Raw genomic sequence first — 21,766 nt, 5'->3', positions numbered from 1 at the left:
TCGGTCACAGTCGTTTGACTCCCCTGATGCGGCCGGCGCGGGAGGCCCGCGTCCTGGCCGCCCTGATCCGCAGCCCGCCGCGCTGGCGGCCGATTCGCAGTCCGGTGCCGGAGGTGGCCCAGCCGCTGGAGACGTCGCCGGCCCCGGCCTGGGGCTCGGCGAGCGGATCGCCGTCGGCGCGTCTGGCCAGCGCCATGATCAGCGGCACGGTGAACGGAGCGAGCAGCAGGTCGTACAGGGCCGCCGTGAACAGCAGCGAACCCAGGCCGACATGGCGTGCGGCGGTGTCGCCGACGAGGGCGCCGACGAGCGCGTAGAGCAGGGTCGAGCCGACGGCCGCCGCCACGACCACCGCCATCGGGCCGGTGGCGGAGGTCAGCCGACCGTTCTCGGGTCGGGCGAGTCCGACCAGGTAGCCGATGACGCACAGCACGAGGGCGTAGCGACCGGCGGCGTGGTCGGCGGGCGGAGCCAGGTCGGCGAGAAGTCCCGCGCCGAAGCCGACGAGGGCGCCGCCGGTGTGGCCGTAGACGAGCGCGAGGGCAACGACGGTGAGCAGCAGCAGGTCCGGCACGGCTCCGGGGAGCTGGAGCCGGGCGAGGACGGCGACCTGGACGACGAGCGCGACCACGACGAGCGTCGCGGAGAGGAGCATCCGGTTGAAGCGCATGTGTTCGACTCCTCCTGCTACTCGTCGTCGCGGCCGGTGGCGGCCGCGGTGCTGTCCGCCCGCGGGGTCTGCCCGCCCGGGTCCTGGTCCTGGTCCTGGTCACGTTGCTGTTCCCGGTCCCGGTCCTGTTCCCGGTCCGGCTGCTCCGGTGCGCCGGTCTGCGCCCGGACACCGCCGTCCGCGGAGGGGGTGACGGTGACGGTCACGGTGGGCGTGGGTGTCGGCTTGGGCCTGGGGGGAAGCACCGCGTCGCGCGGGTCGGTGCGGGGCGCCTGGACGACGACCCCGACGATGTCGAGCTTGCTGAAGGCGGCGTACGGCCGGACGAAGACATTGCGGGTCAGCGCGCCGCCGGAGGGGTCGACCCGGACGACCTCGCCCACCGGCACGCCGGGTACGAACGGCTTGTCGGCCTGCGAGCCGAAGGTGACCAGCCGGTCCCCCTTGCGCACCTTCGCCTTGCCGTTGAGGAGTTGCACGGACAGCGGCTGGTCGCCCTGGCCGGTGGCGAAGCCCAGCTCGTCGGTCCGCTCCATACGGGTGCCGACGGTGAAGTCCGGGTCGTTGGCGAGGAGTACGGTCGAGGTGGTCGGGCCGACGGTGGTCACCCGGCCGACGAGGCCGTCACCGTTGAGCACGGTCATGTCGCGCTGGATGCCGTCGACCGAGCCGGCGTCGATGGTGACCGTCCAGGAGAAGCCCTGGGCGGCTCCTATCGCGATGACCTCGGCCCCCTTGATGCCGTACTGCCCGTTGGCCGCCTTCTTCAGCATGCTGTCGAGCTGGCGGATCCTGCTGCGGTTGCGGTCATCGCTGCCGAGTCTCGCCTTGAGTGCGGCGTTCTCGCGCTCGAGGACGGAGATGCGGTCGTGCCGCTCGCCCGAGTCGCGGATCGCTCCTATGGCGTTGCCGACCGGATCGACGGCGGAGGCCACGCCGTTCTCGACCGGGCCGAAGACGGCGGCCGCGGCCTGCCGGGCGCCGTCGACCGGTGACTCCTCGCCACCGCGGATGTCCACCGTGATCAGCGCGAACGCGATGGCGATCAGCAGGACCAGGAGCAGCCGGCTCTCTTTCGTGTCCCTCACGTGCGGCGGCCGTGCCTTCCTCGTCGGAATCTCGTCGGAATGTGGATGCCGGGCTCTGCAGTGCGTGGCGGTGCATGGTGGTGTGTGGCGGTGCATGGTGGTGCGTGGCGGTGGGCCGTGGTGCAGGTGGTGCAGGTGGTGCGTGCTGGTACCCGGTGGCGCGTGGTGTTGCGTGTGGCGCCTGTCGTGACGTGTGCTGTTGTACGGACGACCGGCGGAGCGGGGCCGAAGGACACCCGAACGGCCCATCGCGGACCGGCGCTAGCGGCGGGGCTGGGCGTCCAGCACCTGCTGGAGCGCCTCGAACTCCTCGACGCACTTGCCCGACCCGAGCGCCACCGAGTCCAGCGGGTCCTCGGCGATGTGGATGGGCATGCCCGTCTCGCTGCGCAGCCGCTCGTCGAGCCCGCGCAGCAGCGCACCGCCGCCGGTGAGGACGATGCCGCGGTCCATGACGTCGCCGGACAGCTCCGGCGGGCACTTGTCGAGGGTGGTCTTCACCGCGTCGACGATCGCGTTGACCGGCTCCTCGATGGCCTTGCGGACCTCGGTGGCGGAGATGACCACGGTCTTCGGCAGCCCGGAGACCAGGTCGCGCCCGCGGATCTCGGTGTGCTCGTCCTGGTCCAGGTCGTAGGCCGAGCCGATAGTGATCTTGATGCTCTCCGCGGTCCGCTCACCCAGCAGGAGGCTGTACTCCTTCTTGACGTGCTGGATGATCGCGTTGTCCAGCTCGTCGCCGGCCACCCGGATGGACTGTGCCGTGACGATTCCCCCGAGAGAGATCACGGCGACCTCGGTGGTGCCGCCGCCGATGTCCACCACCATGTTGCCGGTGGCCTCGTGGACGGGCAGACCCGCTCCGATGGCGGCCGCCATCGGCTCCTCGATGATGTGCACCTGACGGGCGCCCGCCTGGGTGGACGCCTCGATGACCGCGCGGCGCTCGACCCCGGTGATACCCGAGGGCACGCAGACGACGATGCGGGGCCGGGCCGCCCACCGGCGCTTGTGGATCTTGAGGATGAAGTAGCGGAGCATCCGCTCGGTGATCTCGAAGTCGGCGATCACGCCGTCCTTCAGCGGGCGCACCGCGACGATGTTCCCGGGCGTGCGGCCGATCATCTTCTTCGCCTCGGCCCCCACCGCGAGGATGCCGCCGGTGTTGGTGTTGATGGCGACCACGGACGGCTCGTTGAGGACGATCCCCCGGCCCCTGACGTACACCAGCGTGTTGGCGGTCCCGAGGTCGACAGCCATGTCACGGCCGATGAACGACATAGAGTTCCCCTTGTGTCCCATGAGGATGCGTCGGGCCTTCCCAAATCGAGCTTTGACGGCTTTTCAGGCAGGCGAGGAGGGTGATTGCGCGGATGCCACGGCGTGAAGGCCTCCATCGTAGTGCCGCCGGCGGCGACTACGCGCGCTGGCCCCGCCCCAATAAGGGTGACGACGAGTCGGACCGATGCGTTCCCGGTATCGGGCGGCCTATGCCGAAGGGCGACCGAGATTCCTTCGGTCGCCCCAGGGGCCGAGCGCTGAACGGCTGACTGCCGGTCACTGATCCGGCGGGGGTGCGGCGAGGGCCCTGCGGGGCCGGGAGCCTCAGCGCCCCGGGAAGAAGATCTTCAGTTCCCGCTCGGCGGACTCCTCGGAGTCCGAAGCGTGGATCAGGTTCTCGCGGACGATCGTGCCGTAGTCGCCGCGGATGGAACCCGGCGCGGCCGCGATCGGGTCGGTCGGACCGGCCAGCGCGCGCACCCCCTCGATGACCCGCTCGCCCTCCACCACGAGGGCGACGACGGGACCGGAGGCCATGAAGGCGACCAGCGGCTCGTAGAACGGCTTGCCCCGGTGCTCGCCGTAGTGCTGCTCCAGGGTCTCCTGGTCCAGTTCGCGCAGTTCCAGCGCGGTGATCCGCCAGCCCGCCTTGCGCTCGATCCGACCGATGATCTCGCCGACCAGGCCGCGGCGTACGGCATCGGGCTTGAGCAGGACGAGCGTGCGCTGGCTCACAAAGGGCTCCTTCGAGTGCGGGTCCCGGGATTTCCTGGCTGAGGGAGAGTCCGCAGGATGAGAGGACGAACGGTCTTGCCGGTGCTCAGAGGCTACAGGGCCCCGCAGGCACCGGTCACACAGCGTCAGGCTCGGGACCCGCCGCGCTCTGCCGCTCCGCCCAGCGGGCCCTGGCCTCGTCGACCTTGCGGCCGTAGTGCACCGAGGCCCACCACAGGCCGGCGAACACGGCCCCGAGGGCGAACATGGTCGGGACCACCAAGCCGCTCGCGATGAGGCCGATCTGCAGCGCCCAGCCGAGCGGCACCCCGCCGGGGCGGGTGACCATCCCGCACAGCACCAGTGCCAGCAGCATCGCGACCCCGCTCACCGTCCACACGGCGGCCGCGGACAGATCCGGGTCCTTCATCGCCACCAGACCGGCGAAGCCGATCACGAAGAACTCTCCGATCAGCGTCGACGCGCAGAGCGTACGCATGGACTCAGCCCCTTCCCAGCAGCAGCCGGGCCTCGCCGACCGTGATCACGGAGCCGGTCACCAGGACGCCGGCGCCGGCGTACTCCGCCTCCTCCTCGGCGAGTGTGATCGCCGCTTCCAGGGCGTCGTCGAGGCGGGGCTCGACGACCACCCGCTCGTCGCCGAACACCTCCACGGCGACCGCCGCAAGCTCGTCGGCGTCCATCGCCCGATGGCTGGAGTTCTGGGTGACGACGATCTCGGTGAAGATCGGCTCGAAGGCCTCCAGCACCGCCTTCACGTCCTTGCCGGCACTCGCGCCCACGACTCCCACCAGCCGCGAGAAGCCGAACGACTCGGTGACCCCCTCCGCGGCCGCCCGGGCACCGGCCGGGTTGTGCGCGGCGTCCAGGACGACGGTCGGGCTGCGCCGCACGACCTCCAGCCGGCCCGGCGACACCACCGAGGCGAACGCGGAACGGACCGTCTCCGCGTCCAGCGTCCGCGCGTGCTCCGCGCCGATGCCGAAGAACGCCTCGACCGCCGCCAGCGCCACCGCCGCGTTGTGCGCCTGGTGGGCGCCATGCAGCGGCAGGAAGACCTCGCCGTACTCGCCGCCGAGGCCGCGCAGGGTCAGCAGCTGCCCGCCGACGGCGACCTCCCGTGACACCACCCCGAACTCCATGCCCTCGCGGGCCACCGTCGCGTCCACCTCGACGGCCCGCTTCAGCATCACCTGGGCGGCGTCCACCGGCTGCTGCGCCAGGATCACCGCCGCGCCCTGCTTGATGATCCCGGCCTTCTCTCCGGCGATCTCGGCCGCGGTGGTGCCCAGCCGGTCGGTGTGGTCCAGGTCGATGGGGGTGACCACCGCGACCGAACCGTCGATGACGTTCGTCGCGTCCCAGCTGCCGCCCATGCCGACCTCGACGACGGCCACGTCCACCGGTGCGTCGGCGAAGGCGGCGTAGGCCATGCCGGTGAGCACCTCGAAGAAGGAGAGCCGGTGCTCCTGGGCGGCGTCGACCATGTCCACGTACGGCTTGACGTCCTGGTACGTGGCGATGAACCGCTCGGGGCCGATCGGGGCGCCGTCCAGGCTGATCCGCTCGGTGACCGACTGGACGTGAGGCGAGGTGTACCGGCCGGTGCGCAGCTCGAAGGCGCTCAGCAGCGCCTCGATCATGCGGGCGGTGGAGGTCTTGCCGTTGGTGCCCGTGATGTGGATCGACGGGTAGGCGCGCTGGGGCTCCCCCAGCACGTCCATCAGTGCGGTGATCCGGCTGACGGACGGCTCCAGCTTGGTCTCGCCCCAGCGGCCGGCCAGCTCCTGCTCGACCTCGCCGAGCGCCTTGTCCACCTCCGGGTCGGCGGGCCGCCCCGGCACCTGGTCGCCCCGCGGCGGCCCGGCCTGGGTGCGCAGTGTGCGGCTCCCGGCCTCGATCACCGCCAGATCGGGGTCGCGGTCGGTCTCGGCGTCGACGATCGCGTCGAACTCGTCGCCGGTTGCGTCGAAGGGTTCTGGCTGCTGGTCGCTCACGACCGACAGTCTACGGAGCGCCGCCGACACCCGGACCGACGGCCGGTCCGTGCCAGGTCCGGGGCAGGTCCGTGCCAGGTCCGGGCGCCGCCCGGAGCCGCGTGCGAAGCCGCGGCCCCCGGCCGGTCGGACCCGCCGGGCTCCGGAGGCCTCGCACGGTGCGGCGGCCGCCGCGGATCAGCCCCGGGGCAGGTTCGCGAGCTGGATGCCGATGCGCTCGACGGCCTCCTCGGCCCTGGCCAGCCGTCCGCGGATCTTGTCCACGACGTCGTCGGGCGCCTTGGCGAGGAACGCCTCGTTGCCGAGCTTCGCGGTCGCCTGGGCCTTCTCCTTCTCGGCTGCCGCGAGGTCCTTGGCCAGGCGCCTGCGCTCCGCGTCCACGTCGATCGCTCCGGAGAGGTCCAACGCGACCTCGGCGCCCGCGACCGGCAGCGTGGCCGTGGCGTGGAAGGAGTCGCCCTCCGGCTGCAGCCGGAGCAGCTGCCGGATCGCGCCCTCGTGGGGAGCGAGGGCCGTGCCGCCCAGCGTCAGCCGGGCCGGGACCTTCTGGCCGGGTTGCAGGCCCTGGTCGGAGCGGAACCGTCGGACCTCGGTGACGACGCGGCGGACGAGCTCGATCTCCCGCTCGGCGGCGGCGTCGCGGAAGCCCCCGGGGGCTTCGGCTCCGGGCACGGCCACCGCCCCGGGCCAGTCGGCGACGACGACCGACTCGCCGCCCGTGAGCGCGGTCCACAGCGTCTCGGTGACGAACGGGACCACCGGGTGCAGCAGCCGCAGCGTGACGTCGAGGACCTCGCCGAGCACCCGGGCTGACACCTTCGCGGGCTCGCCGCCGGCCAGGAACGTGGTCTTGGAGAGCTCGACGTACCAGTCGAAGACCTCGTCCCAGGCGAAGTGGAAGAGGGTGTCCGACAGCTTCGCGAACTGGTAGTCGTCGTAGTACGCGTCGACCTCGGCGACCACCGCGTTCAGCCGCGAGAGGATCCAGCGGTCCGCCGCCGACAGCCGCTCGTGCGCCGGCATCGGGCCCTCGACCGTGGCGCCGTTCATCAGCGCGAAGCGGGTCGCGTTCCAGATCTTGTTGGCGAAGTTGCGCGAGCCCTGGACCCAGTCCTCGCCGATCGGGACGTCGACGCCGGGGTTGGCACCGCGGGCGAGCGTGAAGCGCAGCGCGTCGGAGCCGTACGTCTCCATCCAGTCCAGCGGGTTGACCGCGTTGCCGAAGGACTTCGACATCTTCTTGCCGAACTGGTCGCGGACCATGCCGTGCAGGGCGATGGTGTGGAACGGAGGGGTGCCGTCCATCGCGTACAGGCCGAACATCATCATCCGGGCGACCCAGAAGAAGAGGATGTCATAGCCGGTGACCAGGACGGAGTTCGGATAGAACTTCGCCAGGCTCTCGGTCCGCTCCGGCCAGCCCAGGGTGGAGAAGGGCCACAGCCCGGAGGAGAACCAGGTGTCCAGGACGTCGGTCTCCTGGTGCCAGCCCTCCCCGGACGGGGGCTCCTCGTCGGGACCGACGCAGACGACCTCGCCGTCCGGGCCGTACCAGACCGGGATGCGGTGGCCCCACCACAGCTGGCGTGAGATGCACCAGTCGTGGAGGTTGTCGACCCAGTCGAAGTACCGCTTCTCCATCTCCTGCGGGTGGATCCTGACCCTGCCGTCGCGGACGGCGTCACCGGCCGCCTTCGCCAGCGGGCCGACCTTGACCCACCACTGCAGGGACAGCCGCGGCTCGATGGTGGTCTTGCAGCGCGAGCAGTGGCCGACGGAGTGCGTGTACGGGCGCTTCTCGGCGACGATCCGGCCCTCGGCGCGCAGCGCGGCGACGATGGCGGAGCGGGCCTCCAGGCGGTCCAGGCCCTGGAAGGGGCCGTGCGCGGTGATGACCGCGCGCTCGTCCATGACGGCGAGGTTCGGCAGTCCGTGGCGGCGGCCGATCTCGAAGTCGTTCGGGTCATGGGCGGGCGTCACCTTGACGGCGCCGGTGCCGAACCCGGGGTCGACGTGCTCGTCGGCGACGACCGGGATGCGGCGGCCGGTGAGCGGCAGCTCGATCTCGCGGCCGACGAGGTGCCGGTAGCGCCCGTCCTCGGGATGGACCGCGACGGCCGTGTCACCGAGCATCGTCTCGGCGCGGGTGGTCGCGACGACGATCGCCTCGTCGCCCTCGCCGTAGCGGATCGAGACCAGCTCGCCGTCGTCGTCCTGGTACTCGACCTCGATGTCGGAGATGGCCGTCAGACAGCGCGGGCACCAGTTGATGATGCGCTCGGCGCGGTAGATCAGCTCGTCGTCGTAGAGCCGCTTGAAGATGGTCTGGACGGCCCTGGACAGGCCCTCGTCCATGGTGAAGCGCTCACGGGACCAGGCGACGCCGTCGCCGAGGCGCCTCATCTGACCGGAGATCTGCCCTCCGGACTCGGCCTTCCACCGCCAGACGCGCTCGGTGAACGCCTCACGGCCGAGGTCGTGGCGGGACTTGCCCTCCTTGGCCAGCTCGCGCTCGACGACGTTCTGCGTGGCGATGCCCGCGTGGTCCATGCCGGGCTGCCACAGCGTCTCGTGGCCCTGCATCCGCTTGCGGCGGGTGAGGGCGTCGATCAGCGTGTGCTCGAAGGCGTGGCCCAGGTGGAGGCTGCCGGTGACGTTGGGCGGCGGGATGACGACCGTGTACGGGGGCTTGCCGCTCTGCGCGTCCGCCTCGAAGTAACCGCGCTCTACCCAGCGCTCGTACAGCTTCCCCTCCACCTCGGCCGGCGCGTACTGGGTCGGCAGTTCGGGGGTGCTGACTGGCTGCTGCTGAGTGTTCTCGGTCACGGGCCACAGTTTAGAGGGGTCGCGGTCCCGTTCCGAAACGGGAAGGTTCGGTAACGGTACGGGCCCCGGTGGTCACGGAGCCGGGCCCGTTCCGCCAGGATGTCGGGAGCGCACGAGCATCTCTGGAGGGGGAACCCAGGAATGAGCCACAACGAGCCGGGCCCGTACGGCGGTCAGCCCCGGCAGCCCGGACCGTACGACCCGCCGCCCCAGGGGCCGCACGGGGCGCCGCAGCCCGGATACGGACCGCCCCGGCAGCCGGGGGGTTTCCCCCCGCCGCAGCCGGGCCACGGCTACGGCCACCCGCAGGCCCCGCAGCCCGGACCGTACGGCCCGCAGCCCCAGGGCGGCGCGGGCCCCGGCGCCTACCCGCCCCCGCCCGCGGCACGAACCGGCGGCCGGAGGAAGGCGCTGGTCGCGGGTGGCGCGGTCGCCGCCCTCGCGGTGGTCGCGGGCGGCACCTGGTGGCTCACGTCGGGCGGGTCCGGCTCCGGTGTCGCGGCGGACACGAAGGGCTACCGGCTGACGCCCGCGGCGTCGGCCGGGGAGTTCAAGAAGGAGAGGGACAGCACCGACGGGCTCTCCGCGAAGGAGAAGTCGGAGGCCGAGGCCCTCCTCGGCATCGAGGGCGCCCGGCAGGCGGGCGCCAACTACACGTCGGGGGACCCCGAGCAGCCGCTGACCGGCAGGGCGCTGAGCCTGACCGGCCTCTGGGGCGAGATCGACGACCCGGAGAAGGCGCTCGACGGCTGGTTCCGCAAGCTGGAGGAGAGCGGCGGGGACGGCTCCGCCGATGTGCGCATCGAGTTCGTCGGCGAGGCCTCCGACGTCGAGCCCGCGGGCTTCGAAGGCGCCCTGATGAAGTGCCGGACGGCCAGGCTCACCCCCACGGGCGACGCCGCCTCGGCGGGCCTGGGCGCGAAGGCGTTCGAGGTGCCCATGTGCGCCTGGGCCGACTTCAGCACGATCGCCGGGGTGAACGTGGTCGACCTGTCCCAGGTCCTGGGCGGCGGAGGCAGGGCCGTGCCGCAGAGCGAGGTGGCCGAGCTGACGGCCGAGCTGTACGGCACCTCGCGCACAAGGGTCTGATTACGCCCCGGCGCCCGTGGTGCAGGGCGTGACCGGCCCGCGTGCCCGGGGCCGGGGCCACCGGGCCCGGTGACTTCCCGCGCAGCAGCAGCGGGACCAGCGCAGAGGGCGTTCCGACCGCGGGGGCGGGGGGACGGTTCGGTGAACCGGCCCCCCGCGTACCGCGCTACGCGCTCTTCTCGTGACGGCCGTCGTTCTTCACGATCCGCGGTACCAGCGTCGGGTTGACGTTGTTGTGGACGACGTCCGCCGTGATCACGACGCGGGCGACGTCCTTGCGGGACGGCACCTCGTACATCACCGACATCAGGACCTCCTCCATGATGGCGCGCAGCCCGCGCGCGCCCGTGCCGCGAAGGATGGCCTGGTCGGCGATGGCCTCGAGGGCGGGGCGGTCGAAGTCCAGCTCCACTCCGTCGAGTTCGAAGAGGCGCTGGTACTGCTTCACCAGCGCGTTGCGCGGCTCCACCAGGATCTTCAGCAGGGCCTCGCGGTCCAGGTTGTGGACCGAGGTGATGACCGGCAGGCGGCCGATGAACTCGGGGATCATCCCGAACTTCACCAGGTCCTCGGGCATGACCTCCTGGAACTGGTCGCTGGCGTCGATCTCTCGCTTGGAGCGGATCGTCGCGCCGAAGCCGATGCCCTTGGCCCCCGCCCGGGACTCGATGATCTTCTCCAGCCCCGCGAACGCACCGCCCACGATGAACAGCACGTTCGTGGTGTCGATCTGGATGAACTCCTGGTGCGGGTGCTTCCGTCCGCCCTGCGGGGGGACGGAGGCCGTCGTGCCCTCCAGGATCTTCAGCAGGGCCTGCTGGACGCCCTCGCCCGACACGTCCCGGGTGATCGACGGGTTTTCGCTCTTACGGGCGACCTTGTCGATCTCGTCGATATAGATGATCCCGGTCTCGGCCTTCTTGACGTCGTAGTCGGCGGCCTGGATCAGCTTCAGCAGGATGTTCTCGACGTCCTCGCCCACGTACCCGGCCTCGGTCAGGGCCGTGGCGTCGGCGATGGCGAACGGCACGTTGAGCATCCGCGCCAGGGTCTGGGCGAGCAGCGTCTTGCCCGAACCCGTGGGGCCCAGCAGCAGGATGTTGGACTTCGCGAGTTCGATGGCGTCGTCCCGGCCCTGGCCGTTCTCACCGGCCTGGACGCGCTTGTAGTGGTTGTACACCGCGACCGAGAGGGCCTTCTTCGCGGGCTCCTGCCCGACGACGTACCCCTCGAGGAACTCGTAGATCTCGCGCGGCTTGGGGAGTTCCTCCCACCGCACCTCGGAGCTCTCGGTGAGCTCCTCCTCGATGATCTCGTTGCAGAGGTCGATGCACTCGTCGCAGATGTACACCCCGGGGCCTGCGATGAGCTTCTTCACCTGCTTCTGGCTCTTTCCGCAGAACGAGCACTTGAGCAGGTCGCCGCCATCACCGATGCGTGCCACGAGGTGCTTCCCCTTCGCCTGGGAGCGCTTGGTTCAGCGGCTCCTGGTGCCTCATATCCGACGGTACCTTGCCGGGCCCCCGGTTCGGGCCCCCCTTGGCGCGGTTCACATCGACGTGTACCGCGCCAAGGACAGGCCGCACGTCAGGCGGCCGCGGCGGCCGCGCTCTTGCGGGTCGACACGATCTGGTCGACCAGGCCGTACGCCAGCGCGTCCTCGGCCGTGAGGATCTTGTCGCGCTCGATGTCCTCGCGGACCTTCTCGATCGGCGTGGAGGAGTGCTTGGCCAGCATCTCCTCGAGCTGCTCGCGCATGCGGAGGATCTCGTTGGCCGCGATCTCCAGGTCCGAGAGCTGCTCCCGGCCCGTCTGCGAGGACGGCTGGTGGATCAGCACCCGGGCGTGCGGGAGGGCCATCCGCTTGCCGGGGGTGCCGGCGGCGAGCAGCACAGCGGCGGCGGATGCCGCCTGGCCCATGCAGACCGTCTGGATGTCCGGCTTCACGAACTGCATCGTGTCGTAGATGGCGGTCAGCGCGGTGAACGAGCCACCGGGGCTGTTGATGTAGATGGAGATGTCGCGGTCAGGGTCCATCGACTCCAGGCACAGCAGCTGCGCCATGACGTCGTTGGCGGACGCGTCGTCGATCTGCACCCCGAGGAAGATCACACGCTCCTCGAAGAGCTTGGCGTACGGGTCGTACTCGCGCACGCCCTGGGAGGTGCGCTCGACGAAGCGGGGGACGACGTACCGGTTGTCCACCTGCGGTCCGGTGTAGAGGCCGCTCGCGGAGGCTGCGGGGAACTGGTTCATGGTCGTGTTCACCATCCTGGTGGCGTTCGGTGGGCTGGGGCTTCGGGAGCGGGCGGGGCGGCGTCCCGGTGCCGGGGGCGGCGTCCCGGCGGCCGGACTCAGGCGCCGGTGCCGCCGCCGCCCGGAACGCCCGAAGCGGCGGAGATGATCTCGTCGAGGAGCCCGTAGTCCTTGGCCTCCTCGGCCGTGAACCACCGGTCGCGGTCGCCGTCGCGGATGATCCTCTCGACGGTCTGGCCGGAGTGGCGGGCGGTGATCTCGGCCATGCGCTGCTTGGTGCGCAGCAGGTACTCGGCCTGGATCTTGATGTCCGATGCGGTACCGCCGATACCGGCCGAGCCCTGGTGCATCAGGATGTCGGTGTGCGGCAGGGCGAAGCGCTTGCCGGCGGTGCCACCGGTGAGCAGGAACTGCCCCATCGACGCGGCCATGCCCATGCCGATGGTGACGACGTCGTTCGGGATGTACTGCATGGTGTCGTAGATCGCCATACCGGCCGACACCGAGCCACCGGGGCTGTTGATGTACAGGTAGACGTCCTTCTCCGGATCGGCGGCCAGGAGGAGGAGCTGTGCCGTGATCTTGTTGGCGATGTCGTCGTCCACCTGCTGGCCCAGGAAGATGATGCGCTCGCCGAGCAGCCGGCTGTAGACCTGGTCACCGAGGCCTCCACCGATGGACGGCTCACCGGCGGCGTTAGGCATCAGAATCGTCACGTAATCCACCTGCTCGTCTCTGACGGCTGCGGCCGTCTCAGCGTCTGGGAACCTGGAGGCGGGGAGATCCCCCGCGGGCGGGTAGTCCCCTGCCCTCGTATTCATGGACCCTAACGCGCTGGTGGGCGGGCGCCATCCCGGTTCAGGAACTGTTCGCTGGCAGCGCAAGCTCAGGGCCCCCGTCGTCCCCGGTGGATCAGCGCCCGGCGGACCTTGCGGGGCCCTTGCGGGACTGCGGGGTCGCGCGGTCGGCTCCGCGACCGTGCCTCCGCCCGGGCTGGACGCGGCGACGGGCCCTGAGCTGCGCCGGCGCAGCTCAGGGCCCGTCGTACGGGTGTCCGTCGGGCAGGGGCCGGCGCGCCGGCCCGTGCCCTCCCGGAGTCAGGTGACTCAGCCCTCGGACTTCTGCTCGTCACCGGTGGCTGCGGCGGAGGCCTCGGCGGCCTCGGTGGCCGCGGCGGCCTCGGTGGCCGCGGCGGCCTCGGTGGCCGCGGCGGCCTCGGTGGTCTCGGTGGCCTCGGTGGTCTCGTCCTCGTCGTCGCTCAGGTCGACGACCTCGCCCTTGGTGTCCTTGACCACGGCGGCCTCGACGACCGTGGCAAGGGCCTTGCCGCGGGCGACCTCGCCGACGAGCATCGGCACCTGGCCGCCCTCGACCACGGCCTGCGCGAACTGGTCGGGGGACATGCCGGAGGAGGCGGCGCGCCGCATCAGGTGCTCGGTGAGCTCCTCCTGGCTGACGCTGAGCTTCTCCTTGGAGACCAGCTCGTCGAGGACGAACTGGGTCCTGATGCCCTTGACCGCCTGCTCCTTGGTCTCGGCGTCGAACTCCTCCTCGGTCTTGCCCTGGAGTTCCAGGTACTTCGCGAGGTCGAGGCCCATCTGACCGAGCTGGTGGTGCTCCAGGTTGTGCCTGCGGGTGCGGATCTCGTCCTCGAGGAGCTTCTCGGGGATCGGGACCTCGACCAGCTCCAGGAGCTTCTCGAGCACGCGCTCCTGGGCCTGGGTGGCCTGGTCGTACTGCTTCGTGTTCTCCAGGCGCTTGCGGCTGTCGGCCTTCAGCTCCTCGAAGGTGTCGAACTCGCTGGCCATCTGCGCGAAGTCGTCGTCCGGCTCGGGAAGCTCACGCGCGGCGACCTGGGTGACCTTGACGGTGACCTCGGCGTCCTTGCCCTCGGCCGAGCCGCCCTTCAGCTGCGAGGTGAAGGTGGCCTCGCCGCCGGCCTCCAGACCGGTGACGGCCTCGTCGATGCCGTCGAGAAGCTCACCCGAGCCGATCGTGTACTGCACGCCGTCGGCGACGCCGTCCTCGAGGACCTCGCCGTCGACCTTCGCCTCCAGGTCGATCGTCACGACATCGCCCTCGGCCGCGGCGCGCTCCACCGGAGAGGTGGAGGCGAAGCGGGTACGCAGCTGCTCGACTGCCTTCTCGACGTCTTCGTCGGACACCTCGACGGCGTCGACCTCGATCTCGATGCCGGAGTAGTCCGGGATCTCGATGGCCGGGCGGACATCGACCTCGGCGGTGAAGTTCAGCGTCTCGCCGTCCTTCAGCTCGGTGATGTCGACCTCGGGCTGGCCGAGCGGGTTGATCTCCGCGTCGTTGACCGCGTCGGTGTAGAACTTCGGGAGCGCGTCGTTGACGGCCTCCTCCAGCACCGCGCCGCGGCCGAACCTCTGGTCGATGACGCGCGCCGGGACCTTGCCCTTGCGGAAGCCCTTGACCGTGACCTGCTGGTTGATCTTCTTGTACGCCGCGTCGAGGCTGGTCTTGAGCTCCTCGAAGGGCACCTCGACAGTGAGCCGAACCCGGGTCGGGTTCAGGGTCTCCACGGCGCTCTTCACGGTTCGGTCTCCTTGGTGGCTGAATTCTGGGGCTCTGCTGGGTCCACCACGGAGGATCGTCCTGCGGCGGAGCAGCGGATCGGGCCCGGCGCCTCGGACACTCGGTCGGACACACGGGCACACGGATTGCATAGTAACCGCAAGCGGGATCGGCCCCACAATGCGATCTTCACCCAGGCCTGATCGCGATGTTGGTCGGGGTGGCGGGATTTGAACCCACGGCCTTCCGCTCCCAAAGCGGACGCGCTACCAAGCTGCGCCACACCCCGTCGGTGCGAACGTAGGGTACATGGCCCCAGGCAGCGGCCAGGCCCCTTTCCCGAGGAGACCGGGGATCCAGGGGCGTCCAGGGGCGTCGGCGGGCACCGGCCGGGGAACCAGGGGCGCGCCCGGGGACAATCCGGGAGGCGTCCGGGAGGCGTCGGGGGATCCGCTCGGGGACATCCCCGCCGCGACGGCGGGGACGCCACCGGGGCAACGGGTGTGCGGTGCACGCGCGGGACCCGCTACGATGCTCTTCGTGCCGCCGTCACCACGACCTGCGGTGCGGTGCTTGCGGGCGTAGCTCAATGGTAGAGCCCTAGTCTTCCAAACTAGCTACGCGGGTTCGATTCCCGTCGCCCGCTCCAGTCGGCTCAGGGCCAGGTCAGAGGAGGAGTCCTCGGCCTGGTCCTGATGCGTTCACCATGCTCTTCACGGTTCTTCACGTTCTTCACGTTCTTCACCGTTCATCGCGGTTCATCGCGGTTCATCGCGCTGCGGCCTTCGCCGGGATCCCCACCGGGCCGTTCACCTGGCCGCCCGTCCGGTGCGCGCGCCGGACGGCACAGGGGCAGCACAGCGGCCGGGACCGGAAGAACGTCCGCCCCGACCACTCCCGACCGCCCCGACGCCCCGGCCACCCCGAACTCAGGAACGAAGCAGGAAGTCGTTCAGAATCTGATCGCATTGATCGAATCGGCGAGCGAGTTCAGAAAGTTGTCGATCGACGGCGCCATACCGCTCGAGGCGAGGAAGAAGCCGAACAGTGCCGCGACTATCGCGGGACCGGCCTTGATCGAGCCACCGCGGATCATCACCACGAGGATGATCGCCAACAGCAGCACCACAGACAGTGAAATGGCCACAACTGATCACACCCTCGTTCGGTCCGCCTTGCCCGCCGGGGGCGTACGGCCCGGCACGCCCCCGTCCCCACCCATGGTGCCACCAAGACCCGGGGAGGCGTGACCGACTGACAGATCGTCAGTGAATGGATCCGGTCACACCGCGCCGCCCCGGTCGGCGACCGGGCGGCACGCAGGCCCATCCCGCCACCCGGCGGCGCGCAATGCACACATGCAGGTCACAGGTAATCCATAAAATACCGGTAAGGAAATTCACCGACGCCTCGTCGTTCACCATTTCACACCGTTTGAGCAGGACTAATGAGGGCATACCGGACACATTGCAGGCGTCTGTGCCGAATGCCGGAGATCTTCCGGCGAGTTTTACGAATTCCCCGTCATCCGGTTAGGGTCCCTCAAATGTTCCACGCTCCGAATGGACTGCAGAAGGATCGCGCCACCGGCGCCTCCCGAGAGCCGGAACCCCTCCAAAGGAGGACGACGACGGCCGAACCCGCACCGCCCGCGCCCCCTGCGTCCCCGGTGCCGCAGGACGCACCGGGGACGGCCCCGGTCAAGAGACGCGACGCCTACTTCGACAACGCCAAGTACCTCGCCATCGTGCTGGTGGCGGTGGCGCACGCCTGGGAGCCGGTGATGGAGGGCAGCCGCGCCACCAGGGCGGCGTACATGCTCGTCTACGCCTTCCACATGCCGGCGTTCATCGTCATCTCCGGCTACTTCTCGCGCAGTTTCCAGGCCCGGCCCGACCAGCTGAAGCGTCTGGTCAGCGGGGTCGTCGTGCCCTACGCCGTCTTCGAGATCGCCTACACGCTGTTCAAGCGGTGGGCCGACGACGACCCCGACTACCCGTTCAGCATGAACGACCCGATCTATCTGACCTGGTTTCTGATCGCGCTGTTCGTGTGGCGGCTCACCACACCCCTGTGGCGCTCGGTGAGGTGGCCGCTGGCCATCGCCCTCGCCCTCGCGGCACTCGGCACGCTCACCCCGGGGATGGGCCAGAGCCTCGACCTCCAGCGCATCCTGCAGTTCCTGCCGTTCTTCGTGCTGGGTCTGTCGATGCGGCCCGAGCACTTCCAGATGCTGCGGCGCCGCGAGGTCCGGCTGCTGGCGCTGCCGGTGTTCGCGGTCGCCGCGGTGTCCGCCTACTGGGTGGCACCACACCTGCGCATGGGCTGGTTCTACCGCTCCACCAGCGCCGTCGAACTGGACGCGCCCTGGTGGGCGGGCCCGCTGATGACCCTCGTCCTGTTCGGCTGCGGGCTGCTGCTGACGGCTGCCTTCCTCGCCTGGGTACCGCGGCGCAGGACGTGGTTCACCGTGCTCGGCGCGGGCACCATCTGCGGCTACCTGCTGCACGGCTTCCTCGTGAAGTCCCTCGAGTACTGGGGGCTGGTGGCGCGGTACCCGTGGCTCGCGGAGCCCGCCGGGGTGATCGCGGTCACCGTCGCCGCCGCGGCGGCCGTGACGCTGCTCTGCACGCCGCCGGTGCGGCGCGCCCTGCGGTTCGCGACCGAGCCGGAGCTGTCGTGGGCGTTCCGGCAGGACGTCACCCGGTTGCCGGACGGAGCAACCGACGCAGCGTCGCGTACGTCGCGCTGAACCGGCCACGGGTCGGCTCGTCGAGCAGGGCGAGCCGGTCCGGATCCGCGTGGTGGGCGAGGTCCGCCTCCTTGACGAGGCGGGCGCCCGGGGTGGCCGGAACGCGCCGGGCGCCCGACTCCGCGCCCTCCCGCGGGCGCCTGGTCATCGCGTCCACCAAGTCCTCGACCCGCTGGGGGAGTGCGGCGGCGAGCTGCTCCCGCGACAGCACACCGTCCTCCACCGCGTCGTGCAGCCAGGCGGCGGCGATCTGCTCGCCGGTGCCGCCCCGGTCCCTCACCCCGTCTGCCACCGCCTGGAAGTGCTCGGCGCAGGGCCGGCCCGCCTTGTCCGTCCGGTGTGCGTGGGCGTTCCGGGCGATCGCCTCGACCTGGGCGACCGTGAGGTTGTGTCGACCGTGGGGTTGTTCGGCGTGTGCACGCCTCCCCGAGGGCCGCCCGAGGACTACCCCAGCGCCGGGCCGCCCGCGTGGCCGCCACGGGCGCCCGGGGGCCGGTGACGGCGCCCGGCCGTCACGGCCGCCTGCGGATCAGCAGCAGCGCCCGGTCGTCGTTGACGTCCTTCGCCACGGCCTCGATGAGGTGCCAGGCGGCACCCTCGAAGCCCGTCCCCACATAGCGGTCCGCCTCACCGGTGAGCCGGTCCATGCCCTCGGCGATGTCCCGGTCGTTCGCCTCGACGAGACCGTCGGTGAAGAGCATCAGCACGTCCCCCGGGCGCAGCGTGCCCTTGACCGGGTCGAACTGCGCGCCCTCGTACACCCCGAGCAGCGGCCCCTCCCCGGCCTTCTCCTCCCAGCGGCCGCTGCCCGCCTGGAGCTGCAGCGCGGGCAGATGCCCGGCGGAGAGCAACTCGTAGTCGCCGGAGTCCAGGTCGAGCACGAGGTGGACGGAGGTGGCGAAGCCCTCGTCCCAGTCCTGGCGCAGCAGATAGCCGTTGGCGGCGGGGAGGAAGCCGTGCGGGGGAAGGGACCCGAGGAGGCCGCCGAAGGCGCCGGACAGCAGCAGGGCGCGGGACGCGGCGTCCATGCCCTTGCCGGAGACGTCGGTGAGGACGACCTCGAGGGTGCGACCGCCGTTGGTGCGGGCCGCGACGACGAAGTCGCCTGAAAACGACTGGCCGCCGGCCGGGCGCAGCGCCATCTCGCGGTGCCAGCCCTGCGGCAGCCGCGGCAGGGCGCTCTGCACCCGGATCCGTTCGCGCAGGTCGAAGAGCATGGTGCCGCCGCGCCGCCAGGGCACCCCGACCCGGGCCCGGAACTGGGCGATGAGCAGCCCGAACAGCCCGCAGGCCGCCACCACGAGCACGGTCCCCGGGGTGACCCGGGCCGGGCCCTCGGTGTACGGGCCGAGCACCAGTGACTCGACGATCAGCGCGAGGGCCGCTGCCGCGTAGAGAGCGAGCAGACTCGCGGGGCGCAGCAGCAGCCCACCCGCGACGATCGGCAGGACGAGGGCGGCCGGAGCACACCAGACCGGCGTCAGGATGGTGCCCCAGGCGATCGCCGGGACGGTCAGCAGCAGTCCGGCCAGCGCGATCCAGTCGGAGCCGTCGCCGCGGAAGTAGTCGACCCCGGACTTGCGCAGCGCCGTGCGGGCCCGGTGCGTCGCTTTCCGCATCCGGGCCGTGTACGAGTCCGCTCCGCCACGTGCCATCGTCGGCGACCCTATCCACACCGCGGTCCGCCGTGGAGGGGGACCCCATGACATTGCGTTCGAAATCGGGTCGCGACGGGACGCGGTGCGCTGGTAGGCATGGCGCATGACGACTGAACTGCGGGTACTCCGTCGCGAGGAGTGGGATCAGTGGTACGGGAGACTGGAACGCGCCTTCGGCGGCGTCCCGGTGCCCCCCGAGGAACGCGCGCTCTGGAGCGAACTCACGGAACACGGGCGCTCGGTCGGCGCCTGGGAGGGCGGCGAGTGCGTCGGTACGGCCGGGGCCTTCACCTTCCGGGTGTCCGTCCCGGGCGGCTCGTTCGTGCCCGCGGCCGGGGTCACCATGGTGAGCGTGGCCCCGACCCATCGGCGGCGCGGCGTGCTCACGTCGATGATGCGGCGCCAGTTGGACGACGTCCGTGCGCTGGGTGAGCCGCTAGCCATGCTGACGGCCTCGGAACCGGAGATCTACGGCCGGTTCGGGTACGGCGTCGCGAGCTACCAGCTGGGCATGGACATCGACACCGTCCGTGCGGGAATCACCGCGCCGCCGGGGGCGGACGGCGTACGGCTGCGGTTCGCTCCGGTCGGGGAGTCGGCCGCGGCATGCGAGGCGGTGCACCGGAGCGGGCTCGGCTCGAGGCCCGGGATGCTCGCCTGCCCACCCGGCTGGGAGCGGCTCGCTCTGCTCGACCCGCCCGCGAACCGCGAGGGCGCGTCGGCGGCGCAGTGCGTGCTCGCGGAGCGGGACGGCGAGGTCGTGGGCTACGTCCGCTTCCACAACAAGCCGGAGTGGGAGGAATCCGGGCCCAACGGCTCGATCCTGCTGCGGGATGTGGAGGCTCTGGACCCGGTGGCCTACGCGGCGCTGTGGCGGTTCCTCTTCGGCATCGACCTGACGTCGCGGATCCGGGTCCGCAACCGCCCGGTGGACGACCCGCTGCTGCATCTCGTCACGGATGTCCGGCGCTGCGGTGTCCGGGTGCGGGATGCGCTGCATATGCGGCTGGTCGATGTCGGCGCGGCGCTGGTGGCCAGGACCTACCGGGCGTCCGTGGACGTCGTGTTCGAGGTGGAGGACCCGTTCTGCCCCTGGAACGAGGGCCGCTGGCGGCTCTCGGGGGACGCCAAGGGCGCCACGTGCGAGCGCACATCCTATACCGCCGATCTGGCCCTGAACGTACGGGACCTCGGTGCCGCGTTCCTGGGCGGGGTGACGCTGTCGTCCCTGGCGGGGGCGGGCCGGGTGCGCGAGCTGCGCGGAGGTGCGCTGGCGGAGGCGTCGACGGCCTTCGCCTCCGACCCGGCGCCCTGGCTGCCGCACAGCTTCTGAGTATTCTCCGGGGCTCTTCGGGGCTCTTCGGGCCGGCCTGGGTCTGCGGTCCTCTGGGGCCCTGCGGTCCTCTGGGGCCGTTCTGGTCGGGGGCCCTGGGATGCCGGGTGGAGCCGACCGGCACACGGGCGCCGCCCCGGTGGTGGCGCTGCGCCGCGGCCTCGCGGTCCCCGGGGGAGCGTCAGGCGGGTTGGCAGCCCGCGCACCAGAAGAGGTTGCGGGCGGCGAGGGCGGCGGTGCGGATCTCGCCGCCGCAGACGTGGCAGGGCAGCCGCGCCCTGCGGTAGACGTAGACCTCGCCGCCGTGGTCGTCGACGCGCGGCGCCCGGCCCATCGCCTCCGGTGTGTGCTCGGGCCGGACGGTGTCGATGCGGTTGTCCCGTACGCCGTGGCGCATGAGGGCGGTCAGATCGGCCCAGAGGGCCCGCCACTCGCGCTCGGTGAGGTCCCTGCCCGCGCGGTAGGGGTCGATGCCGTGCCGGAAGAGGACTTCCGCGCGGTAGACGTTCCCGACGCCCGCGACGACCTTCTGGTCCATCAGCAGCGCGGCAATCGCCGTCCGGGAGCGGGAGATCCTGGCCCAGGCCCGGTCCGGGCCGTCGTCCGGCCGGAGCGGATCGGGACCGAGCCTCGCGTGTATCGCGGCCTTCTCACCGTCCGTGATCAGGGCGCAGGCCGTGGGTCCGCGCAGATCCACGTATGACCCGGAGTCCGCGAGCCGGAGCCGCACGGTGCCGGTGGGCGGCGGGGCCGGCGCCTCGCCGAAGTCCACCGTGCCGAAGAGGCCGAGGTGGATGTGGATCCACTGACCGGCGTCCCGGCCGCCGAAGCCGCCGAAGCCGAGGAAGAGGTGCTTGCCGTGGGCCTCGGTGCGCTCCAGCACCCTGCCGTCCAGCAGCTCCGCGGAGTCGGCGAACCTGCCCTGCGGACTGGTGACCCGCACGGGCCGGCCGCCGAACCGTTCCCGGTAGTCGGCGGCCAGCCGGTGGATGGTGTGCCCTTCGGGCATCAGGCGGTCGGCTCCTGGGGGTGATGCGCCGGGACGGGGGGCAGCTCACCGGTCGTCTCGTACCGCTCGAGCATCTCGATGCGGCGGGTGTGGCGCTCCTCGCCGGAGTACGGGGTCTTGAGGAAGACCCCGACGAAGGCGGTGGCCTCGTCCGTCGTGTGCATCCGGGCGCCGACGGCGACGACGTTGGCGTTGTTGTGCTCCCGGCCCAGGGCCGCAGTCTGCTCGCTCCAGGCCAGCGCGGCGCGGACGCCCCTGACCTTGTTGGCGGCGATCTGCTCGCCGTTGCCGGAACCGCCGATCACGATGCCGAGGCTGTCGGGGTCCGCGGCCGTCCGCTCGGCAGCGCGCAGGCAGAACGGCGGGTAGTCGTCCTGGGCGTCGTAGATATGGGGACCGCAGTCGACGGGCTCGTGGCTATGGGCCCTGAGCCACTCGACGAGGTGGTTCTTGAGTTCGAAGCCGGCATGGTCGGAGCCGAGGTAGACGCGCATGGTCCGAGTGTGGCACGCGGGAGGCCGCAGGGACGGC

At 71.1% G+C, this 21,766-nt stretch carries 19 protein-coding genes and 2 tRNA genes; 4 read left to right on the top strand and 17 right to left on the bottom strand.

Going from position 1 to position 21,766, the window contains the following annotated elements; all coding sequences use genetic code 11:
- Positions 1 to 4: 4 nt before the first annotated feature.
- The 7 genes from mreD to SCWH03_RS01425 all read right to left on the bottom strand — a co-directional run bounded on the left by mreD (position 5) and on the right by SCWH03_RS01425 (position 8,597).
- The gene (mreD, locus tag SCWH03_RS01455; protein WP_173260749.1) at positions 5 to 670 is read right to left on the bottom strand and encodes a rod shape-determining protein MreD; all 666 of its coding nucleotides are present in this window, start codon (positions 668 to 670) and stop codon (positions 5 to 7) included.
- Between the two features lie 17 nt (positions 671 to 687).
- Positions 688 to 1,758: a rod shape-determining protein MreC gene (gene mreC, locus SCWH03_RS01450; protein ID WP_173260747.1), complete on the bottom strand. Its 1,071-nt coding sequence runs from the start codon at positions 1,756 to 1,758 to the stop codon at positions 688 to 690.
- 261 nt (positions 1,759 to 2,019) lie between these two features.
- Entirely contained in the window at positions 2,020 to 3,039 is a 1,020-nt protein-coding gene (locus SCWH03_RS01445) for a rod shape-determining protein (protein WP_173260745.1), read from the bottom strand.
- Between the two features lie 324 nt (positions 3,040 to 3,363).
- Positions 3,364 to 3,774 (bottom strand): nucleoside-diphosphate kinase, encoded by a 411-nt coding sequence (gene ndk / locus SCWH03_RS01440; RefSeq protein ID WP_173260743.1) that lies wholly within the window; start codon positions 3,772 to 3,774, stop codon positions 3,364 to 3,366.
- Between the two features lie 115 nt (positions 3,775 to 3,889).
- Positions 3,890 to 4,252 (bottom strand): DUF4233 domain-containing protein, encoded by a 363-nt coding sequence (locus tag SCWH03_RS01435; protein ID WP_173260741.1) that lies wholly within the window; start codon positions 4,250 to 4,252, stop codon positions 3,890 to 3,892.
- 4 nt (positions 4,253 to 4,256) lie between these two features.
- Positions 4,257 to 5,771, bottom strand: a complete 1,515-nt coding sequence (folC, locus tag SCWH03_RS01430) for a bifunctional tetrahydrofolate synthase/dihydrofolate synthase (protein ID WP_173260739.1) — start codon at positions 5,769 to 5,771, stop codon at positions 4,257 to 4,259.
- A gap of 177 nt (positions 5,772 to 5,948) precedes the next feature.
- Positions 5,949 to 8,597, bottom strand: coding sequence for a valine--tRNA ligase (locus SCWH03_RS01425; RefSeq protein WP_173260737.1), 2,649 nt, complete (start codon positions 8,595 to 8,597; stop codon positions 5,949 to 5,951).
- A gap of 141 nt (positions 8,598 to 8,738) precedes the next feature.
- On the opposite strand from SCWH03_RS01425, the gene SCWH03_RS01420 reads away from it, so the two are divergent.
- Complete coding sequence (locus SCWH03_RS01420; protein ID WP_173260735.1) at positions 8,739 to 9,686, top strand: hypothetical protein; 948 nt, start codon at positions 8,739 to 8,741, stop codon at positions 9,684 to 9,686.
- A 166-nt stretch (positions 9,687 to 9,852) separates the two neighbouring features.
- Here the strand turns inward: SCWH03_RS01420 and clpX are convergent, their stop codons facing one another.
- The 5 genes from clpX to SCWH03_RS01395 form a co-directional block, all read right to left on the bottom strand.
- Positions 9,853 to 11,130, bottom strand: a complete 1,278-nt coding sequence (gene clpX, locus SCWH03_RS01415) for an ATP-dependent Clp protease ATP-binding subunit ClpX (protein WP_173260733.1) — start codon at positions 11,128 to 11,130, stop codon at positions 9,853 to 9,855.
- 143 nt (positions 11,131 to 11,273) lie between these two features.
- Positions 11,274 to 11,957, bottom strand: coding sequence for an ATP-dependent Clp protease proteolytic subunit (locus SCWH03_RS01410; protein ID WP_017944895.1), 684 nt, complete (start codon positions 11,955 to 11,957; stop codon positions 11,274 to 11,276).
- An 83-nt stretch (positions 11,958 to 12,040) separates the two neighbouring features.
- Positions 12,041 to 12,646 carry an ATP-dependent Clp protease proteolytic subunit gene (locus tag SCWH03_RS01405; protein WP_173261382.1) on the bottom strand — a complete coding sequence of 202 codons (606 nt, stop codon included), beginning with the start codon at positions 12,644 to 12,646 and terminating at the stop codon, positions 12,041 to 12,043.
- 402 nt (positions 12,647 to 13,048) lie between these two features.
- Positions 13,049 to 14,503 (bottom strand): trigger factor, encoded by a 1,455-nt coding sequence (tig, locus tag SCWH03_RS01400; protein WP_173260732.1) that lies wholly within the window; start codon positions 14,501 to 14,503, stop codon positions 13,049 to 13,051.
- 192 nt (positions 14,504 to 14,695) lie between these two features.
- Positions 14,696 to 14,772: transfer RNA gene (locus SCWH03_RS01395), tRNA-Pro, on the bottom strand.
- A 286-nt stretch (positions 14,773 to 15,058) separates the two neighbouring features.
- Here SCWH03_RS01395 and SCWH03_RS01390 point away from each other — a divergent pair.
- Positions 15,059 to 15,132, top strand: a tRNA-Gly gene (locus SCWH03_RS01390).
- A 303-nt stretch (positions 15,133 to 15,435) separates the two neighbouring features.
- On the opposite strand, the gene SCWH03_RS01385 is transcribed toward SCWH03_RS01390, so the two are convergent.
- Positions 15,436 to 15,630, bottom strand: a complete 195-nt coding sequence (locus tag SCWH03_RS01385; RefSeq protein ID WP_109293662.1) for a hypothetical protein — start codon at positions 15,628 to 15,630, stop codon at positions 15,436 to 15,438.
- A gap of 399 nt (positions 15,631 to 16,029) precedes the next feature.
- Between SCWH03_RS01385 and SCWH03_RS01380 the strand changes: the two genes are divergently transcribed.
- Positions 16,030 to 17,235 carry an acyltransferase family protein gene (locus SCWH03_RS01380; RefSeq protein WP_173260730.1) on the top strand — a complete coding sequence of 402 codons (1,206 nt, stop codon included), beginning with the start codon at positions 16,030 to 16,032 and terminating at the stop codon, positions 17,233 to 17,235.
- Here SCWH03_RS01380 and SCWH03_RS01375 read toward each other — a convergent pair.
- Both SCWH03_RS01375 and SCWH03_RS01370 read right to left on the bottom strand, forming a co-directional pair.
- Positions 17,183 to 17,596, bottom strand: a complete 414-nt coding sequence (locus SCWH03_RS01375; RefSeq protein ID WP_173261380.1) for an HD domain-containing protein — start codon at positions 17,594 to 17,596, stop codon at positions 17,183 to 17,185. The two genes, SCWH03_RS01380 and SCWH03_RS01375, sit on opposite strands and share 53 nt — an antisense overlap.
- Positions 17,597 to 17,747: 151 nt before the next feature.
- Complete coding sequence (locus tag SCWH03_RS01370; protein ID WP_173260728.1) at positions 17,748 to 18,890, bottom strand: PP2C family protein-serine/threonine phosphatase; 1,143 nt, start codon at positions 18,888 to 18,890, stop codon at positions 17,748 to 17,750.
- Positions 18,891 to 18,996: 106 nt separating this feature from the next.
- Here SCWH03_RS01370 and SCWH03_RS01365 point away from each other — a divergent pair, with 106 nt between their 5' ends.
- On the top strand, positions 18,997 to 20,226 hold the full coding sequence (locus SCWH03_RS01365) for a GNAT family N-acetyltransferase (protein ID WP_173260726.1): 1,230 nt from the start codon (positions 18,997 to 18,999) through the stop codon (positions 20,224 to 20,226).
- Positions 20,227 to 20,407: 181 nt separating this feature from the next.
- Here the strand turns inward: SCWH03_RS01365 and SCWH03_RS01360 are convergent, their stop codons facing one another.
- Together SCWH03_RS01360 and SCWH03_RS01355 are read right to left on the bottom strand one after the other, a co-directional pair.
- Positions 20,408 to 21,235, bottom strand: coding sequence for an Fpg/Nei family DNA glycosylase (locus SCWH03_RS01360; RefSeq protein ID WP_173260724.1), 828 nt, complete (start codon positions 21,233 to 21,235; stop codon positions 20,408 to 20,410).
- On the bottom strand, positions 21,235 to 21,729 hold the full coding sequence (locus SCWH03_RS01355; protein ID WP_173260722.1) for a ribose-5-phosphate isomerase: 495 nt from the start codon (positions 21,727 to 21,729) through the stop codon (positions 21,235 to 21,237). Before SCWH03_RS01355 ends, SCWH03_RS01360 begins: the two co-directional genes overlap by 1 nt.
- Between the last annotated feature and the right edge of the window lie 37 nt (positions 21,730 to 21,766).

The sequence above is a fragment of the Streptomyces pacificus genome, assembly GCF_011766325.1.
GTDB lineage: Bacteria > Actinomycetota > Actinomycetes > Streptomycetales > Streptomycetaceae > Streptomyces > Streptomyces pacificus.
The sequence above is the reverse complement of the archived record's forward strand: the minus strand, read 5'-3'. Positions and strand labels throughout refer to the sequence as shown.

What these genes read in the sequence shown, in the direction of transcription:
- SCWH03_RS01355 (WP_173260722.1), bottom strand. Translation starts at nt 21,729, where the DNA reads ATGCGCGTCTACCTCGGCTCCGACCATGCCGGCTTCGAACTCAAGAAC.
- SCWH03_RS01420 (WP_173260735.1), top strand. Translation starts at nt 8,739, where the DNA reads ATGAGCCACAACGAGCCGGGCCCGTACGGCGGTCAGCCCCGGCAGCCC.
- SCWH03_RS01435 (WP_173260741.1), bottom strand. Translation starts at nt 4,252, where the DNA reads ATGCGTACGCTCTGCGCGTCGACGCTGATCGGAGAGTTCTTCGTGATC.
- SCWH03_RS01365 (WP_173260726.1), top strand. Translation starts at nt 18,997, where the DNA reads ATGACGACTGAACTGCGGGTACTCCGTCGCGAGGAGTGGGATCAGTGG.
- SCWH03_RS01360 (WP_173260724.1), bottom strand. Translation starts at nt 21,235, where the DNA reads ATGCCCGAAGGGCACACCATCCACCGGCTGGCCGCCGACTACCGGGAA.
- SCWH03_RS01370 (WP_173260728.1), bottom strand. Translation starts at nt 18,890, where the DNA reads ATGGCACGTGGCGGAGCGGACTCGTACACGGCCCGGATGCGGAAAGCG.
- SCWH03_RS01380 (WP_173260730.1), top strand. Translation starts at nt 16,030, where the DNA reads ATGTTCCACGCTCCGAATGGACTGCAGAAGGATCGCGCCACCGGCGCC.
- mreD (WP_173260749.1), bottom strand. Translation starts at nt 670, where the DNA reads ATGCGCTTCAACCGGATGCTCCTCTCCGCGACGCTCGTCGTGGTCGCG.
- SCWH03_RS01410 (WP_017944895.1), bottom strand. Translation starts at nt 11,957, where the DNA reads ATGGTGAACACGACCATGAACCAGTTCCCCGCAGCCTCCGCGAGCGGC.
- SCWH03_RS01405 (WP_173261382.1), bottom strand. Translation starts at nt 12,646, where the DNA reads ATGCCTAACGCCGCCGGTGAGCCGTCCATCGGTGGAGGCCTCGGTGAC.
- SCWH03_RS01445 (WP_173260745.1), bottom strand. Translation starts at nt 3,039, where the DNA reads ATGTCGTTCATCGGCCGTGACATGGCTGTCGACCTCGGGACCGCCAAC.